Annotated in this window: 14 protein-coding genes and 1 tRNA gene; 5 read left to right on the top strand and 10 right to left on the bottom strand. The window is 66.2% G+C overall.

Going from position 1 to position 16,538, the window contains the following annotated elements:
- Positions 1–2 precede the first annotated feature (2 nt).
- From nusA to AC3WQM_RS03785, 7 genes are all read right to left on the bottom strand, one after another.
- On the bottom strand, positions 3–1,487 hold the full coding sequence (nusA, locus tag AC3WQM_RS03815; protein ID WP_487846889.1) for a transcription termination factor NusA: 1,485 nt from the start codon (positions 1,485–1,487) through the stop codon (positions 3–5).
- 17 nt (positions 1,488–1,504) lie between these two features.
- Positions 1,505–2,134: a ribosome maturation factor RimP gene (gene rimP / locus AC3WQM_RS03810; protein WP_492676994.1), complete on the bottom strand. Its 630-nt coding sequence runs from the start codon at positions 2,132–2,134 to the stop codon at positions 1,505–1,507.
- A 187-nt stretch (positions 2,135–2,321) separates the two neighbouring features.
- Positions 2,322–3,527: a YbfB/YjiJ family MFS transporter gene (locus AC3WQM_RS03805; protein WP_492676993.1), complete on the bottom strand. Its 1,206-nt coding sequence runs from the start codon at positions 3,525–3,527 to the stop codon at positions 2,322–2,324.
- 19 nt (positions 3,528–3,546) lie between these two features.
- The gene (locus AC3WQM_RS03800; RefSeq protein WP_492676992.1) at positions 3,547–5,187 is read right to left on the bottom strand and encodes an ABC transporter ATP-binding protein; all 1,641 of its coding nucleotides are present in this window, start codon (positions 5,185–5,187) and stop codon (positions 3,547–3,549) included.
- The gene (locus AC3WQM_RS03795) at positions 5,184–6,227 is read right to left on the bottom strand and encodes an ABC transporter permease (protein ID WP_492676991.1); all 1,044 of its coding nucleotides are present in this window, start codon (positions 6,225–6,227) and stop codon (positions 5,184–5,186) included. Before AC3WQM_RS03795 ends, AC3WQM_RS03800 begins: the two co-directional genes overlap by 4 nt.
- Complete coding sequence (locus AC3WQM_RS03790; protein WP_099789303.1) at positions 6,220–7,233, bottom strand: microcin C ABC transporter permease YejB; 1,014 nt, start codon at positions 7,231–7,233, stop codon at positions 6,220–6,222. The genes AC3WQM_RS03795 and AC3WQM_RS03790 overlap by 8 nt, the downstream gene beginning before the upstream one ends.
- Positions 7,234–7,243: 10 nt before the next feature.
- The gene (locus AC3WQM_RS03785) at positions 7,244–9,076 is read right to left on the bottom strand and encodes an extracellular solute-binding protein (RefSeq protein WP_492676990.1); all 1,833 of its coding nucleotides are present in this window, start codon (positions 9,074–9,076) and stop codon (positions 7,244–7,246) included.
- A gap of 37 nt (positions 9,077–9,113) precedes the next feature.
- On the opposite strand from AC3WQM_RS03785, the gene fabI reads away from it, so the two are divergent.
- Both fabI and AC3WQM_RS03775 read left to right on the top strand, forming a co-directional pair.
- Complete coding sequence (fabI, locus tag AC3WQM_RS03780; RefSeq protein ID WP_492676989.1) at positions 9,114–9,896, top strand: enoyl-ACP reductase FabI; 783 nt, start codon at positions 9,114–9,116, stop codon at positions 9,894–9,896.
- A 31-nt stretch (positions 9,897–9,927) separates the two neighbouring features.
- Entirely contained in the window at positions 9,928–10,776 is an 849-nt protein-coding gene (locus tag AC3WQM_RS03775; protein WP_492676988.1) for a DNA ligase, read from the top strand.
- 45 nt (positions 10,777–10,821) lie between these two features.
- Here AC3WQM_RS03775 and AC3WQM_RS03770 read toward each other — a convergent pair whose 3' ends face one another.
- Positions 10,822–13,119 (bottom strand): Orn/Lys/Arg family decarboxylase, encoded by a 2,298-nt coding sequence (locus AC3WQM_RS03770; RefSeq protein WP_492676987.1) that lies wholly within the window; start codon positions 13,117–13,119, stop codon positions 10,822–10,824.
- Between the two features lie 216 nt (positions 13,120–13,335).
- Here AC3WQM_RS03770 and AC3WQM_RS03765 point away from each other — a divergent pair, with 216 nt between their 5' ends.
- From AC3WQM_RS03765 to AC3WQM_RS03755, 3 genes are all read left to right on the top strand, one after another.
- Positions 13,336–13,749, top strand: coding sequence for an NfeD family protein (locus tag AC3WQM_RS03765; protein WP_489056678.1), 414 nt, complete (start codon positions 13,336–13,338; stop codon positions 13,747–13,749).
- A 48-nt stretch (positions 13,750–13,797) separates the two neighbouring features.
- Positions 13,798–14,727 carry an SPFH domain-containing protein gene (locus AC3WQM_RS03760; protein WP_099789315.1) on the top strand — a complete coding sequence of 310 codons (930 nt, stop codon included), beginning with the start codon at positions 13,798–13,800 and terminating at the stop codon, positions 14,725–14,727.
- Positions 14,728–14,763: 36 nt separating this feature from the next.
- Positions 14,764–14,854, top strand: a tRNA-Ser gene (locus AC3WQM_RS03755).
- Positions 14,855–14,969: 115 nt separating this feature from the next.
- Here AC3WQM_RS03755 and AC3WQM_RS03750 read toward each other — a convergent pair.
- Positions 14,970–15,713: a GntR family transcriptional regulator gene (locus AC3WQM_RS03750; protein WP_492676986.1), complete on the bottom strand. Its 744-nt coding sequence runs from the start codon at positions 15,711–15,713 to the stop codon at positions 14,970–14,972.
- Positions 15,714–15,771: 58 nt separating this feature from the next.
- Positions 15,772–16,533, bottom strand: coding sequence for an aspartate/glutamate racemase family protein (locus tag AC3WQM_RS03745; RefSeq protein ID WP_492676985.1), 762 nt, complete (start codon positions 16,531–16,533; stop codon positions 15,772–15,774).
- Between the last annotated feature and the right edge of the window lie 5 nt (positions 16,534–16,538).

Genomic DNA, 16,538 nt, shown 5'->3' with positions numbered 1-16,538 from the left:
CGTCACTCTTGGCCGGCGAACCAATGTTCGCGGGCTTTCAAGATGAGGGCTTTGGCGTCATCGGCGCTCAGGCCGGTGATTTCGGTGAGTTCATCGACCGCGAGGTCGGCCAGGTCGTCACGGGTGTTCACACCCGCTTCGGCCAACTGGGGAATCAGGTCGGGGTTGAGGCCTTCGAGGTCGCGCAGGTTCTGCGAAACGGTTTCGACGCCTTCTTCCTTGGCGATTTCCATGGTCAGCAACGCATCCTTTGCACGGGCGCGCAGCTCATTGATGGTGTCTTCGTCGAAGGCCTCGATCTCAAGCATCTCGGAGATCGGCACATAGGCCACCTCCTCGAGGCTGTTGAACCCTTCCGAAATCAGGATGTCGGCGATTTCCTCGTCGACATCGAGCTTTTCCATGAAAAGCTTGCGGCTGGTATCGGTTTCGACGGCCTGCTTCTGGGCCGACTCGTTGGCGTCCATGATGTTGATCTTCCAACCGGTGAGGTCGGAAGCCAGACGCACGTTCTGGCCGCCGCGACCGATGGCGATCGCGAGGTTTTCCTCGTCGACCACCACGTCCATGGCGTGTTTTTCTTCGTCAACCACGATCGACGAGACGTTGGCCGGCGCCAGGGCGCCGATCACGAACTGGGCCGGGTCTTCGCTCCACAGCACGATGTCCACGCGCTCGCCGGCGAGCTCGTTCGTCACGGCGTTGACGCGGGTGCCGCGCACGCCGACGCAGGTGCCGATCGGGTCGACACGCTTGTCGTGTGAGAGCACGGCGATCTTGGCGCGCGAGCCGGGGTCGCGGGCGCAGCTCTTGATTTCGAGCAGGCCTTGTTCGATCTCGGGCACTTCCTGGCGGAACAGCTCGATCATGAACTCGGGGGCCGAGCGCGACAGGATGATCGGCGCGCCGCGCAGCGTCAGGTCGACCTCCATGATCATGGCACGCACGCGGTCGCCGTTGCGCAGGTTCTCCTTGGCGATCATCTCGCTGCGGCGCAGGCGGCCTTCGACGCGCCCGGCTTCCACGATGATGTCGCCCTTGTCCAGGCGCTTGACGGTGCCCACGAAGATCTTGTCGCCGCGCGACATGAAGTCGTTGAGCAGCATCTCGCGCTCGGCGTCGCGGATCTTCTGCAGGATCACCTGCTTGGCAGCCATGGCGCCGATGCGGCCGATCGGCACCGAGTCCACCGCTTCCTCGATGTACTCGCCGACTTCGATGTCCGACATTTCTTCCTTGGCCTCGAACAGGAGGATTTCCTGGTCGGGCAGCTGCAGGCCGGCTTCATCGGGAACGACGTGCCAACGGCGGAAAGTTTCGTAGTCGCCGCTGTCGCGATCGACCGCCACGCGGATATCCACGTCACCCTGATGGAGCTTCTTGGTGGCTTGCGCCAGTGCGGATTCGACCGCGCCGAAGACCACGTCGCGTTCGACGTTCTTCTCGCGCGAGATCGCATCCACCAACATCAACATTTCGCGATTCATGCCACCACTCCTCTTGTTCAGTCCGAAACGTTCGTTCCGCCGTCAATATCCGAAAAACCCGGTTGGGTTTTGGCCTTGCGGCCCTTGAAATCCACAATCGGCGCGAGCCGCGCATCGCGCAGCTCGTCCAATACGAAGCCCAGCGCATGCAACGGTGCAGGCGCGCGCTTCTTGCTCACTTTTTGACCGGGCTTGGCCTTGGGCTCGTCGCTCCAGACGATCTGCCAACCCGAACCGCTCTCCGCACGCTCCAGCGTGCCGCGAAACTTCTTGCGGGTGGCCGACACCTGGCCCGCCGCCGCAGCGCCCATGGGCGCCTTGAGGGTGATATCGATCACCGCGCCCACGAATCGCCCGAAATCCTGTTCATTGCGCAGCGGACGGTCGATACCGGGCGAGGAGACCTCGAGCCGCTTGTAATCGACCGCATCGACTTCCAGCGCGAATTGCAGCTGGCGCGTGACCTTTTCACAGTCTTCCACCGTCACAAAGGGTTCGGGCACGCCGGCCGCCACATCTTCAGAGGTGGGGGGCGCCCAGGGCAAATCAATCGTCACGCGCAGCAATCCACCGGCCGAGCGCTCGACCTCGACCAGGTCGTAGCCGAGACCGGCCACGGTTTGTTCTACTGTTTGCTGCAATGCCACGTGTTTGAAAGCGCCTTCTGAATCAATGCCCAAGCCGCAGCACCCGCCCACCACGGATGCCACGACGCCAAATAATTGCTGCTTGAGAATGCATAGACCAAAAAAAACGGGCGGTTGGTACCCGCCCGTTTGGTCGTGAGCCTCGAATTATATGCTATTCGCGTGCATAAATGAAGGACATCGGTATTCAAGCGGCCAGCGGGCGCCTGTATTTCGACCAGACCATGGCAAACAGCACCGCGCCCAATGCCAATGCGGCCGCGGCCACCAGCAAAGGCAGCTGGAAAGAGCCCGTGCGCTGCGCCAGTGGCGCCGCAAACAACGGCCCGATGATCTGCCCCACCCCGTAGGACGCCGTGGCATAGCCGATCAGCCCGGCCGCCGCATTGCCGCGCAGCCGGCGAGCTTCCCGCATGGCGAAAAGCGTGATGGCGGTGAAAGGCATGCCGAGCAGCAGGCTGCCCAGCGCAAAACCGACAATGGTCGGCCAGGCCACTGAAAACACGACGCCCAGGGCCTGCAATGCGTAGGCGGCAGCCAGCAGCAGCCGGTTGTCCCAATGCACCGGGGCGCGGGCGCCAATCAATGCGCCCGGAATGATGGCCGCGCCAAACAACGGCCAGAAGAAATCCGGCCAAGGCGAACCCGGCAGCGCCTGCCGGGCAATCACGGGCAGGAAGGTGGCCGTAATGATGTAACCAAAGCCTGCCAGCCCATAGAGCGCGACCAGCCAGACCGCATCACTGCGCGCCGAGGCCGATCTGGTGACGCCAGCGGTCGCGGCCGGACTGGCCGCCGCCCCGCCCGCCACCGCCCCTACCCGCTCGCCGTCATCGAACACCCGCCAGATCACGGCGATCAGCACCACGGCCAGCAAGCCGAGGCCGATCCAGCCCGCCTCCGAACCCCAGCGACCCAGCGCCCCGCCCAGCAGCCCGGTCATGGCGATCCCGATGCCCGGCCCGGTGTAGATCACGCCGGCCAGCGTGGGCGAATTCGTCTCGGCCAGCCGGCGCAGCCCCCAGCCCGAGGCGAACACGAAGACCCAGGCGCTCATCACCCCGGCCGCCGCGCGCAGCACGCCCCACCCGATGAAGCTGTGCAGCAGTCCCATGCCGACCAGCAACGCCGCTGTCGCCAGCAGGCCGCCACGCACCATGCTCGACGCCTTGATGCCGATGGCCGCGCAGCTGACCGCGCCGAAGAAATAGCCCAGATAATTAAGAGACGCTAGCAGCCCTCCACCGGCCAGCTCGAGTTTTCCCTCGCTCAGCATGATGGGCAGCATGGGCGTGAAGGCGAAGCGCCCCAGGCCCATGGCCACCGCCAGCGTGACCATGCAGGCCAGCGCCGCGCGCCAGGCACCGCGCCGGTCGTGTCCGATTCCCGACATTGCTTGCAATCTCCGTGTTCTATTCCAGCAGCGCCGCGGCCACCAGTTTCTGTGTGTAGGGATGCTCGGGAGCGTCGAGAACGCGCAGGGCCGGGCCCGATTCGAGGATCGCGCCGTCCTTCATCACAATGACCTGGTGCGCCATCGCGCGGATCACCTCGACGTCGTGCGTGATCAGCAGGTAGCTCAGCCCCCGTTCGCGCTGCAGCCGCTGCAGCAGGCCGAGCACCTGCTTCTGGATGGTCACGTCGAGCGCGCTGGTGGGCTCGTCGAGCACCAGCAGCCGCGGATCGACGATCAGCGCCCGGGCGATCGCCAGCCGCTGGCGCTGCCCGCCCGAGAACTCGTGCGGATAGCGGTCGAGCAGCGCCGGAAACTGCGCCTCGCTCAGCCCCACGTCCGCCAGCGCCGCGAGCGCGCGCACCCGTCGGGCGGCGGTGTCGAGCTCGGGCGCATGCACGCGCAGCCCCTCGCCCACGATCTGCTCGACCGTCATGCGCGGCGACAGCGACGAGAACGGGTCCTGGAACACCACCTGCATGGTGCGGCGCAGCGCCAGGTCGGAGGCGCGGTCCACCGCCCAGCCCTTCCCCGTCACCTGCAGTTCGCCCCGGTGCTTGAGCAGGCCGAGCGCGGCCAGCGCCAGCGTCGACTTGCCCGAGCCCGATTCGCCGACCACGCCCAGCGTTTCGCCCGGCGCGATCCGAAAATCGGCGCCCTGCACGGCGACGAACTCGCCCTTGCGGAACCAGCCCGCGAAGCCAGGGCGCGACACCGGATAGCTCACACGCAGCGCGCGGGCTTCGAGCACCGGCAGCGCCGCGCCATCGGCGGCGGCCTCGGCCACGTCGCGCGCCGGATGGCTGTCGATCAGCTTGCGGGTGTAGGCATGCTGCGGCGCTTCGAACACTGTGCCCACCGGGCCGTGCTCGACGATGTGGCCGCGCTCCATCACCGCCACGCGGTCGGCGAAGCGGCGCACCAGGTTCAGGTCGTGGGTGATGAGCAGCACGGCCATGCCGTACTTGCGCTGCAGCTCGGCCAGCAGTTCGAGGATCTGCGCACGCACCGTGACGTCGAGCGCCGTGGTCGGCTCGTCGGCCAGCAGCAGACGCGGCTTGCAGGCCAGTGCCATCGCGATCATCGCGCGCTGGCGCTGCCCGCCCGACAGCTGGTGCGGATACGACCTCGCCCGCCGCGCCGGCTCGGGAATGCCGGTGTCGGCCAGCAGCTGCACGGAAGCCTCTTGCGCCGCACGGGCCGACAGCCCTTCATGCAGCTCGAGCACCTCGGCGATCTGGTCGCCCACGGTGTACAGCGCATTGAGCGCGGTCATCGGCTCCTGGAAGATCATCGCGATCTCCTTGCCGCGGATGCCGCGCAGCTCGCGCTCCGGGATCGACAGCAGGTCGCGCGCACCGCGCTGCGCCTGCGCCCCCGACAGGGTCGCCACCCCGCCAAGGTCGGCGTTCTGCACCAGCCGCAGCAGCGACAGCGCCGTGACCGTCTTGCCCGAGCCCGACTCGCCGACCAGCGCGAGCTTTTCGCCCGCCGCGATCTGCAGGTCGATGCCGTGCACCACCGGCTTGCCGCTGAACGAGACACTCAGCCCCCTCACGTCGAGCAGGGGTGGGTTCTTGGTGTCGTGCGTCGTCGTCATTTGTCGGCCTTCCGGGGGTCGAGCGCATCGCGCAGCGCGTCGCCCATGAAGGTCAGCAGCATCAGCGTGACAACCAGCACGCAGAAGGTGGACAGCGAGATCCACCACGCATCGATGTTCCCCTTGCCCTGGCTCAGCAGTTCACCGAGCGACGGCGTGCCGGGCGGAACACCCAGGCCGAGGAAGTCGAGCGAGGTCAGCGCCAGGATGGCCGCGCTCATGCGGAATGGCAAAAAGGTGACGACCGGCACCATGCTGTTGGGCAGGATGTGGCGCCACATGATCTGCAGGTTGCCCACGCCAAGCGCGCGTGCGGCGCGCACGTAGTCCATCTGGCGGTTGCGCAGGAACTCGGCGCGCACGTAGTCCGACAGGCCCATCCAGCCGAAGAGGCTCAGCAGGATCAAGAGCAGCGACACGCTCGGCGTGAAGATCGCGCTGAAGATGATCAGCAGGTACAGCTCGGGCATCGCGCTCCAGATCTCGATCAGGCGCTGGAAGGTCAGGTCGATCTTGCCGCCGAAGAAGCCCTGCACGGCGCCGGTCGCGATGCCCAGCACCACGCCGACCACCGTGAGCGCCAGCGCGAACAGCACGCTCACGCGAAAGCCGTAGATCAGTTGGGCCAGCAGGTCGCGCCCGCGCTCGTCGGTGCCGAGCAGGTTCTCGGCCGAGGGCGCGGCGGGGTTCGGCGGCTTCGAGAAGTAGTTGAGTGTGGCCGGGCCGTAGCGGTTGGGCGCATACAGCGCCCAGTTGTCGCCCTGGGTGATGCGCTGCTCGATGAAGGGGTCGAGGTAGTCGGCCGGCGTTTCGAAATCGCCGCCGAAGGTCTTCTCGGAATAGTCGCGCAGCACGGGGAAGTAGGTCTGGCCCTCGTAGCGCACCACCAACGGCTTGTCGGTGGAGAGCACGTCGGCGAACAGGCTCAGCACCACCAGCGCCGAGAAGACGACCAGGCTCCAGAACCCCAGCGGGTTGCGGCGGAAACGGCGCCAGGCACGGCGCCCGGGGCTCAGGGACACGGCAGCGGCTTCAGTCAAACTTCACCCTCGGATCGACCCAGACGTAGCAAAGATCGGAAATGAGCTTGGTCACCAGCCCGATCAGCGTGAACAGATAGAGCGTGCCCAGGAACACCGGGTAGTCGCGCCGCAGCACGCTCTCGTAGCTCAGCAGGCCCATGCCGTCGAGCGAGAACAGCGTCTCGATGAGCAGCGCGCCCGAGAAGAAGGCGCCGATGAAGGCCGTCGGAAAGCCCGTGATGATCGGGATCAGCGCATTGCGGAACACGTGCTTCCACAGCACCTGCCGCTCGGCCAGCCCCTTGGCCCGCGCCGTCAGCACGTACTGCTTGCGGATTTCCTCCAGGAAGGAGTTCTTGGTGAGCATCGCGGTGATCGCGAAGCTGCCCAGCACCATGGCCGTCACCGGCAAGGTGATGTGCCACAGGTAGTCGACGATGCGGGCGCCCCAGCTCAGCGACTCCCAGTTCGGCGAGGTCAGCCCGCGCAGCGGGAACCACTGCAGTTGGCCGCCGAAGATCACCAGCAGCGCCACACCCAGCACGAAACCCGGGATGGCGTAGCCGACGAGCACGAGCAGCGTCGTGAAAAAGTCGAAGCGCGAGCCCGCGCGCACCGCCTTGGCCACGCCCAGCGGCACCGCGATGAGGTAGCTGATGAAGAAGGTCCACAGCCCCAGGCTAATCGAGACCGGCAGCTTCTCCTTGATGAGCTGCCACACGTCCTTGCTCTGGAAGAAGCTCTTGCCCAGGTCGAAGCGCGCGAACTGCTTGAGCATCTGCCAGAAGCGCTCGGGGGCCGGCTTGTCGAAACCGTAGAGCGCCTTGATCTCGGCCACCTGCTTGGCGTCGAGCGTGCGGCCGGTGGGGCCACCCGAGATGCGGTTCTCCTTGTTGGTGAGTTGCGAGAGCAGCTGCTCGGCCGGACCGCCGGGCACGAACTGCACGATGGCGAAATTGAGCAGCAGCACGCCGAACAGCGTGGGAATGATCAGCAGGAGGCGTCGGATCAGGTAGGCGGCCATGCGTGTTCTTCTACTTGACGCTCGGGTCGATCCACCACATCGTCAGCATCGCGGACCCCGCCAGCAGGCGCTGCGGCAAGGGCGCGTCCGGTCGACGCAGCTTTCGCTTGTGGGCAATGAAATACTGCTTGCCGTAGTACATCGGGGTCATGTAGTGCTGGTGGAGCAAGTAGCGGTCCAGCAGCCGCGCGGCCGCGGCGAGCGAGGCGCGGTCGTGGCTGTTGACGATCACCTCGACGATCTCGTCGACCACCGGATCGCTGATGCCGCTCAGGTTCTGGCTGCCCTTCTCGCTCGCCGATTTCGAGCTGAAGTCGTCGTACAGCTCGTTGCCCGGACTCGACGATCCGCCGACGAGGCTGATGGCCATGTCGAAGTCGAAGTCGTCCAGCTTCTTCTTCAGCAGGCTCGGGTCGCGCAGGCGGTAGTCGAGCCGGATGCCCAGCTTGCCGAGGTTGCGCGCATACGGCGCGAGCACCACGCCCGAGCTGCGGTCGGCGATGTCGATGGTGATCACGAACGGTGTGCCGGCCTTGTCGCGCAGCGCGCCGTCGCGGTAGGTCCAGCCGGCCTCCTTGAGCAGTTCCTGTGCCTTCACGAGGTTGCGGCGCAGGCCTTCGGCGGTGTCGCCGCTGCTGTCGGGGCGCGGCAGCTCGCCCTTCGTGTTGTCGAGGTAGCGCTGCTTGTTCTTGAGCTTGTCGATCAGCGCCTGCTCCTCGGGGCTGACCTCGGGCTGAGCCATGAGGTCGTCGCTGTTCTGGAAGTAGCTCTGCGTACGCCCGCGGCGGCCGTAGAACAGGTGGGCGTTGAGCCAGTCGAAGTCGAAGGCCAGCGCCAGCGCCCTGCGCACGCGCATGTCGGCGAAGCGCGGCTGCCGCAGGTTGGGCGCCAGGCCTTGCATGCCGGTGAAGCGGCGGTGTGCGATCTCTTCCTTGACCAGCTCGCCGGAGTCGAAGCGGCGGCCCTTGTAGCGGCGCACCCACGCGATGATCGAGCGCTCTTCCATCGCGTCGAGGGCGCCGGCCTTGAGCGATTCTTCCTCTCCGAGCGCGTCCTTGAAGTACTGGTACGACACCGTGTCGTAGTTGAACATTCCCTTGCGCACCGGCAGGTTGGCGGCCCAGTAGTCCGGGCGCCGGCGGTACGAGATGAACTTGCCGAAATCGACCTTGTCCACCACGTAGGGCCCGCTCGCGATCGGCGGCTCGGTCACGATCTGGTCGAAGGGCTTGCCCTTGCCCCAGGCGCTGGAGAACACCGGCAGCCCGCCGATGATCATGTGCAGCTCGGCGTTCTGGCGCACGAAGTCGAAGCGGATGGTGCGCTCGCCCGTCACCACGGCCTCCTTGATGTCGGCCCAGTACGAGCGGAAGGTCGGCCCGGCCAGTTTGCTGCGCAGGGTGTCGAAGGAGTACTTCACGTCTTTCGCCAGCACCGGCGAGCCATCGGAAAAGCGCGCCTTGGGGTTCAAGCGGAACGTGACGCTCAAGCGATCGGGCGCCAGCTGGATGTCTTCGGCCAGCAGGCCGTACTGCGAGAAAGGCTCGTCCTCGCTCGGCGTGGTCAGCGAGTCGAAGAGCAGGCCGTACTCGGAGAACACGAAGCCGTTGGCGCTGTAGCCCATGCCCACCGGGGGCACGCCGCGCAGGGTGAAGGGGTTGAGCTTGTCGAAGCTGCCGGCGGCCGACAGGGTCAGGTCGCCGCCCTTGGGCGCGTTGGGGTTCACGTAGTCGAAATGCGTGAACGACGCCGGGTACTTGGGCTCGTAACCCATGCCCAGCCCGTGCGCCGCCCACGAGGGCAGCGCCAGGAGCGCCAACATCCAGAGCAGCCAACCTCGCATGCGAGAATTCTGCCCAAGATTTTCACGAGGCAACTTCATGGGCTTTCTTTCCGGCAAGAAACTGTTGATCACCGGTGTGTTGAGCAATCGCTCCATTGCATATGGCATTGCCAAGGCCTGTCACGACCAGGGCGCGGAACTCGCCTTCAGTTATGTCGGCGAGCGATTCAAGGACCGTATCACCGAATATGCCGCAGACTTCGGCTCGAAACTGATTTTCGACTGCGACGTGGGCGACGACTCGCAGATCGACAAGCTCTTCACCGACCTTGCCCAGACCTGGCCCAAATTCGACGGCTTCGTGCACAGCATCGGCTTCGCCACGCGCGAATCGATCGCCGGCGACTTCCTGGAAGGCCTCTCGCGCGAAGGCTTCAAGATCGCGCACGACATCAGTGCGTACAGCTTCCCGGCCATGGCCAAGGCGGCACTGCCCTACCTCAACGACAAGTCGGCCCTGCTCACACTGACCTACCTGGGCGCCGAGCGCGCGCTGCCCAACTACAACACCATGGGCCTGGCCAAGGCCTCGCTCGAAGCCTCGGTGCGCTATACCGCCGCCTCGCTCGGCCCGAAGGGCATGCGGGTGAACGGCATCAGCGCCGGCCCCATCAAGACGCTCGCCGCCAGCGGCATCAAGAGCTTCAGCAAGATCCTCACGGCCGTAGCCGACGCCTCGCCGATCCGCCGCAACGTGACCATCGAGGAAGTCGGCAACGTGGCCGCCTTCCTGCTGAGCGACCTCGCCAGCGGCGTGACCGCCGAGATCACCTATGTGGACGGCGGCTTCAGCAACGTGGTCGGGGGCATGGCGGAGTAATTTCTCCTCTCGGCTTCCAGCGCCTGCCACCGTGTTGAACCGACGCACCCTCCTCCTGCTTGCGGGACTGGGCGCAGCCCTCTCGGGTCGCGCCGCGTTCGCGCGCGCCGCCGCACCCGCCCTGATGCTGGCCGAGGTCTACCGCCCCGGCATGTCGCTCGCGGGCTACTGGGTCAGCGAGAAGTTCGACGGCGTGCGCGGCTACTGGGACGGCCAGAAGCTCTGGACCCGCGGCGGCGAGCCCGTCGTGGCGCCCATCTGGTTCACCGCCTCGCTGCCCAAGCAGCCGCTCGACGGCGAACTGTGGGCGGGGCGTGGCCGCTTCAACCACACGATGTCCACCGTGCGCAGCCAGACGCCCAGCGACACCGCCTGGCACGAGATCCGTTTCATGGTGTTCGACCTGCCCGCCCAGGGCGGCGACTTCAACACCCGCCTCGCGGCGCTGCGCAAGCTGCTGCCGATCACCGATGCACCCTGGGTGATGGCCGTGCCGCAGCAGCCCGCCACCACGCACGAGGACCTGCAGGCGCTGCTCGACAAGACCGTGAAGATGGGCGGCGAAGGCCTGATGCTGCACCGGGGCGCGTCGATGTACCGCGGCGAGCGCAACAACGACCTGCTCAAGGTCAAGCCGTTTGACGACGCCGAGGCCCGCGTGGTCGCGCACCTGCCCGGCAAGGGCAAGCACCACGGCCGGCTCGGTGCGTTGATGGTCGAGATGCCCGACGGCCAGCGCTTCCGGCTCGGCACCGGACTGACCGACGCCGAACGCGACCAGCCGCCGCCGATCGGCAGCCTGGTGACCTACCGCTACAACGGCACGCACCCGAGCGGGTTGCCGAAGTTCGCGCGCTTCATGCGCGTGCGCGAAGGCTAGCCCCGCCTTCGCAGACCGTGCCCCTCAACGGGGCACGTCCCTTTCTCAGCTTGCCTTGCGCACGCAGTCCGCGTAGTACCGCTTCTTGCCCGTCTCGTCGACGCGCGCCACCAGACCGTGAATGTCGGTCTCGAAGCCCGGGCACTGCAGGTTGAACTCGCGCGAGAACTTGAGGTAGTCGACGATCTTCTTGTTGAACACTTCGCCCGGGATCAAGAGCGGAATGCCCGGCGGGTACGGCGTGATCAGGCTCGTCGTGATGCGGCCTTCGAGCTCGTCGATCTCCACGCGCTCGGTCTTGCGGTGCGCGATGTGGGCGAAGGCGTCGCTGGGCTTCATGGCCGGCGTCAGGTCGCTCAGGTACATCTCGGTCGTGAGGCGGGCCACGTCGTAGCGCGCGTACAGCTGGTGGATGTGCTGGCACAGGTCGCGCAGGCCCAGGCGCTCGTAGCCCGGGTGCTGCTGGCAGAACTCTGGGAGGATGCGCCACATCGGCTGGTTGCGCGCGTAGTCGTCCTTGAACTGCTGCAGCGCCGTGAGCAGCGTGTTCCAGCGGCCCTTGGTGATGCCGATGGTGAACATGATGAAGAAGCTATAGAGGCCCGTCTTCTCCACGATCACGCCGTGTTCGGCCAGGAACTTGGTCACCACGCTGGCGGGAATGCCGGTCTCGGCAAAGTTGCCTTCCAGGTCCAGGCCCGGCGTGACGATGGTCGACTTGATCGGGTCGAGCATGTTGAAGCCGTCGGCCAGCTCGCCGAAGCCGTGCCAGTTGCGCGGCGACTTCTTGCTCTTGGGCTTGCCGTTCTTCTCGCCGTGCATGATCCAGTCTTCGGCGCGGCCGATGCCTTCGTCGACGAGCTTCTCGGGGCCCCAGACCTTGAACCACCACTCGTCCTTGCCGAACTCTTCCTCGACCTTGCGCATGGCGCGGCGGAAATCGAGCGCTTCCAGGATGCTCTCTTCCACCAGCGCGGTGCCGCCGGGCGGCTCCATCATGGCGGCGGCCACGTCGCAGCTGGCGATGATCGCGTACTGCGGGCTGGTCGACGAGTGCATCAGGTAGGCCTCGTTGAAGAGGTCGCGGTCGAGCGCGCGGTTCTGCGAGTCCTGCACCAGCACGTGGCTGGCCTGGCTGATGCCGGCCAGCAGCTTGTGCGTCGACTGCGTGGCGAACACCAGCGACTCCTTCGGGCGCACGCGGCGCTTGCCCATCGCGTGGTAAGCGCCATAGAACGGATGGAAGGCGGCGTGCGGCAGCCAGGCTTCGTCGAAGTGCAGCGTGTCGACGTAGCCGTCGAGCATGTTCTTGATGGTCTCGGTGTTGTAGATCACGCCGTCGTAGGTCGACTGCGTGAGCGTCATCACGCGCGGCTTGACCTTGTTCGGATCGACGTCGGCGAGCAGCGGGTTGGCCTTGATCTTGGCCTTGATGGCGCTCTGCTCGAACTCGCTCTTCGGAATCGGGCCGATGATGCCGAAGTGGTTGCGCGTGGGCTTCATGAACACCGGAATCGCGCCGGTCATGATGATCGCGTGCAGGATCGACTTGTGGCAGTTGCGGTCCACCACCACCACGTCGTCGGGCGCCACCGTGTGGTGCCACACCATCTTGTTGCTGGTGCTGGTGCCGTTGGTCACGAAGAAGCAGTGGTCGGCATTGAAGATGCGTGCCGCATTGCGCTCGCTGGCCGCCACCGGGCCGGTGTGGTCGAGCAGCTGGCCCAGTTCTTCCACCGCGTTGCAGACGTCGGCGCGCAGCATGTTCTCGCCGAAGAACTGGTGGAACATCTGGCCCACCGGGCTCTTCAGGAACGCCACGCCGCCCGAATGGCCCGGGCAGTGCCACGAGTACGAACCGTCTTCGGCGTAGTCGATCAGCGCCTTGAAGAACGGCGGCTGCACGCCTTCCAGGTAGCTCTTGGCTTCGCGGATGATGTGGCGCGCCACGAATTCGGGGGTGTCCTCGAACATGTGGATGAAGCCGTGCAGCTCGCGCAGGATGTCGTTCGGGATGTGGCGCGAGGTCTTGGTCTCGCCATAGATGTAGATCGGCACGTCGGCGTTCTTGCGACGCACCTCGCCGATGAAGCTGCGCAGGCTCAGCACGGCCGGGTCGAGGTCGGGGCCGACCGTGAACTCTTCGTCGTCGATCGACAGGATGAAGGCACTGGCGCGGCTTTGCTGCTGCGCGAACTGACTCAGGTCACCGTAGCTCGTGACGCCCAGCACCTCGAAGCCCTCGCTTTCGAAGGCCTGCGCGAGCGCGCGGATGCCGAGGCCCGAAGTGTTTTCGGAGCGGAAGTCCTCGTCGATGATGACGATGGGAAAGCGGAATTTCATGAGCGGGGCTCCGGACAGGCAGTCAGACAGGCAATGAGCGAGGCGCGAAGTGTACGGAATTCGGATGACGGATTGCGCCGGCCGGGTTCAAGCCCGCGCAGGTGCGTGACTGCGAAGGGCTCCACCGAGCGTCATACCCCTACGCGACACAGGCGCATGGCACGCCATGCCGCAGAATGGCGACGGTCCAAGTAACAAAAGAAGAGAGGAGTTGCCATGGGAAATCCCACCTTCTGGTGGCTGATCGCAGGCGCGGCCATCGTGGCCGAGTTGTTGTCCGGCACGGTGTACCTGCTGCTGCTGGCCACGGGCTTCGCCGCCGCCGCCATCGCCGCGCACCTGGGCTTCGGCCTCGTCACGCAGCTGCTGGTGGCCGCCGTGGTCGGCGTGGGCTCGGTCGTGACCTGGTACCTGATCCGGCGCAACCGTCCGGCTGCGCCCTCCAGCGACCTCAACCTGGACATCGGCGAGAGCGTGTTCGTCGATGCCTGGAATCCCGACGGCACCGCCACCGTGCGCTACCGCGGCTCGCAATGGACCGTCGTGCTGCGCGCGGGCCATGCGCCCTCCACCGGCGAACACCGCGTGGTCGAGGTCATCGGCAGCCGCCTCGTGGTCGACAAGATCTAGCAGTTCAATCCGCCCGTCAGAAAAACGCATTCGAAAAGGAAGCACACCATGGAATTTTCAGTTCCTCTCATCATCCTGGTCATCGCGATCATCTTCATCAGCCAGTCGGTCAAGTTCGTGCCGCAGCAGAACGCGTGGGTGCGTGAGCGCCTGGGCAAGTACCACGGCACCATGACGCCCGGCCCGAACTTCCTGATCCCGTTCATCGACCGCGTGGCCTACAAGCACAGCCTGAAGGAAATCCCGCTCGACGTGCCCAGCCAGATCTGCATCACGCGCGACAACACGCAGCTGCAGGTCGACGGCATCCTGTACTTCCAGGTGACCGACCCGATGCGCGCGAGCTACGGCTCGTCGAACTACATCGTGGCCGTGACCCAGCTCGCACAGACCTCGCTGCGCAGCGTGATCGGCAAGCTCGAGCTCGACAAGACCTTCGAAGAGCGTGACGTGATCAACGCCCAGGTGGTGGCCGCCATCGACGAGGCCGCGCTCAACTGGGGCGTGAAGGTGCTGCGCTACGAAATCAAGGACCTGACACCGCCGAAGGAAATTCTGCTGGCCATGCAGGCGCAGATCACCGCCGAACGCGGCAAGCGCGCGCTCATCGCCGCTTCGGAAGGCCGTCGCCAGGAACAGATCAACATCGCCACCGGCGAACGCGAAGCCTTCATTGCCCGCTCCGAGGGCGAGAAGCAGGCGCAGATCAACAACGCGCAAGGTGAAGCCGCAGCCATCACCGCAGTGGCCACTGCCACGGCGGACGCCATCGAGCGCGTGGCCGCCGCCATCCAGAAGCCGGGCGGCGAACAGGCCGTGCAGCTGAAGGTGGCCGAACGCGCCGTCGATGCCTACGGCAAGGTGGCCGCCGATTCGAAGACCACGCTCATCGTGCCGAGCAACATGACCGAGACGGCCGCGCTGATCTCGTCGGCCATGCGCATGATCCAAACCGGCAAAAGCTCTGGCCCGACCTGAAAACGGCTGAAAACCCGCGCTACAATCGTGGGCTCAGGAGCGGTGGATGAGCGGTTTAAGTCGCACGCCTGGAAAGCGTGTGAGGGTTAATAGCCCTCCGCGGGTTCGAATCCCGCCTGCTCCGCCAAAACGATGCCCCAGTAGCTGCCAAGCTGCTGGGGCTTTTTGTTTGTGGGGCACCCGCCATGGGTTTGCCTGTGCCTTGCGGACATCGGGCATGCCGTTGCCCGACCTCCTCCGGTTCAGCTGAACACGCTTTCGAGATCGACCTCTTCCGCGCTGTCGTCCAGCTTCAGGCTCTGCTCGATGTGGTCGAGGTGATGCTGCATGAGCTTCTCGGCCCGTGCGGCGTCGCCGCGGTTCACGGCGGTGACGATCTCCTCGTGCTCGTCGGCACGGCAGCTGGTGGCCGTGGGCGCGTCGTACAGCGAGATGATCAGGCAGGTCAGCACCGACAGCTCGCGCATCGAGCGCGCCAGCGCCGAGTTGCCGGCCAGTTCGGCCAGCAGCACATGGAACTCGCCCGACAGCCGCACGATGGCGCGCTTGTCGTCGCGGCGGCGGGCGTCGGCCTCGAGTTCGATGTGGCGTTGCAGGCGCTGCTTCTTGGTGTCGTCGAGCGTGCGGATGAGCCGGCGCAGCACGCCGGGCTCGATGAGGCGGCGCGCCTCGAACACGTCCTGCGCCTGCTCGATGGTGGGCTTGGCGACGAAGGCGCCGCGCTGCGGCACGAGTTCGACGATCTGCTCGTGCGCCAGCCGGGCCAGCACCTCGCGCACCTTGGCGCGGCTGGTCGCGAAGATCGTGGCCAGCCGGTCTTCGCCCAGCTTCGTGCCCGGCGCGAGACGGTGTTCCAGGATGGCGGCCGAGATCTTCTCGGCGATCTCGTCGACGCTGTGTTCGCGGGCAGGGGTGGCACCGGTCGTGCCGGTGGCGCCAGTCGCGCCGTTCGCGCTGGTCTTGCGGGCTGGGGCTTTGGTGGGCATCGGCGCCGATTCTATCGACGCCCCCTCGAGGCTGCAGAGCGTCACGGGGCCCACCGCCTCAGCCTGGCGTGCGGGCGCCGTCGCGTGCCAGGAGCCGCGCCAGGGCCTCGGGCAGCCCCTGGTTCGGCTTGATCGGCGGCGGCGCAAAACTGCCCAGGCGCGCCGGCGCGGGCGCCAGCGAGACGAGCGTCTGCGCGTGGCACACGGCGCTCGACACGCCGTCGACCACGGGCACCGGAATGCGGTCCTTGATGGAGCGCGCCAGGCCCGCCAGCGGCGCGCCGGCAATGATGATCACGTCCGCGCCGTCGTCCTCGATGGCCGACATGCACAGGGCCTCCAGGCGCTGGCCGTGGTCGTCCTGCACGTGGCCGATGTCCTTGAGCGGACCGTCCAGGCTGCGGATGCTCGCCAGCCGGTCGCTGAGGCCGTTGGCCTGCACGCACTCGCGGTACCACGCCGTGATGCGCCGCGAGATCGCGACGATCGAGAAGCGCTTGCCCAGCAGGCACGCGCTCATCAAGGCGGCTTCGGTGAGACCGACCACGGGGATGTCGAGCGCCTCGCGCAGTCCGTCGATGCCGGGGTCGCCGAAGGCCGCGACCACGATGGCGTCGTGCCGCGTGTGGTGCTCGGCCGCGAGCGTGGCGGCGGCGTAGGCGCCGATCAGCGATTCGAAGCGGGTCTCGATGTAGGCCACGCCGAAGGGCGCCGTGAGCACCTCGATGTGCGTGTCGCTCGCGGCCGCGCGCCGGGCCTCGGCCGCGATCAGCTCGGAGACGCTTTGCGAGGTGTTGGGGTTGATGAGCAGCAGGTTCATGGCGA

It is taken from the genome of Variovorax sp. FW301-JW7 (assembly GCF_058788795.1).
Note: the sequence above shows the minus strand (reverse complement) of the source record. Positions and strands in the feature narration are given on the sequence as shown.

Coding starts and splice junctions, on each gene's coding strand:
- fabI (WP_492676989.1), top strand. CDS start 9,114: ATGGGCTTTCTTTCCGGCAAGAAACTGTTGATCACCGGTGTGTTGAGC.
- AC3WQM_RS03745 (WP_492676985.1), bottom strand. CDS start 16,533: ATGAACCTGCTGCTCATCAACCCCAACACCTCGCAAAGCGTCTCCGAG.
- AC3WQM_RS03765 (WP_489056678.1), top strand. CDS start 13,336: ATGGGAAATCCCACCTTCTGGTGGCTGATCGCAGGCGCGGCCATCGTG.
- AC3WQM_RS03790 (WP_099789303.1), bottom strand. CDS start 7,233: ATGGCCGCCTACCTGATCCGACGCCTCCTGCTGATCATTCCCACGCTG.
- AC3WQM_RS03760 (WP_099789315.1), top strand. CDS start 13,798: ATGGAATTTTCAGTTCCTCTCATCATCCTGGTCATCGCGATCATCTTC.
- nusA (WP_487846889.1), bottom strand. CDS start 1,487: ATGAATCGCGAAATGTTGATGTTGGTGGATGCGATCTCGCGCGAGAAG.
- AC3WQM_RS03800 (WP_492676992.1), bottom strand. CDS start 5,187: ATGACGACGACGCACGACACCAAGAACCCACCCCTGCTCGACGTGAGG.
- AC3WQM_RS03785 (WP_492676990.1), bottom strand. CDS start 9,076: ATGCGAGGTTGGCTGCTCTGGATGTTGGCGCTCCTGGCGCTGCCCTCG.
- AC3WQM_RS03805 (WP_492676993.1), bottom strand. CDS start 3,527: ATGTCGGGAATCGGACACGACCGGCGCGGTGCCTGGCGCGCGGCGCTG.
- AC3WQM_RS03770 (WP_492676987.1), bottom strand. CDS start 13,119: ATGAAATTCCGCTTTCCCATCGTCATCATCGACGAGGACTTCCGCTCC.
- AC3WQM_RS03750 (WP_492676986.1), bottom strand. CDS start 15,713: ATGCCCACCAAAGCCCCAGCCCGCAAGACCAGCGCGAACGGCGCGACT.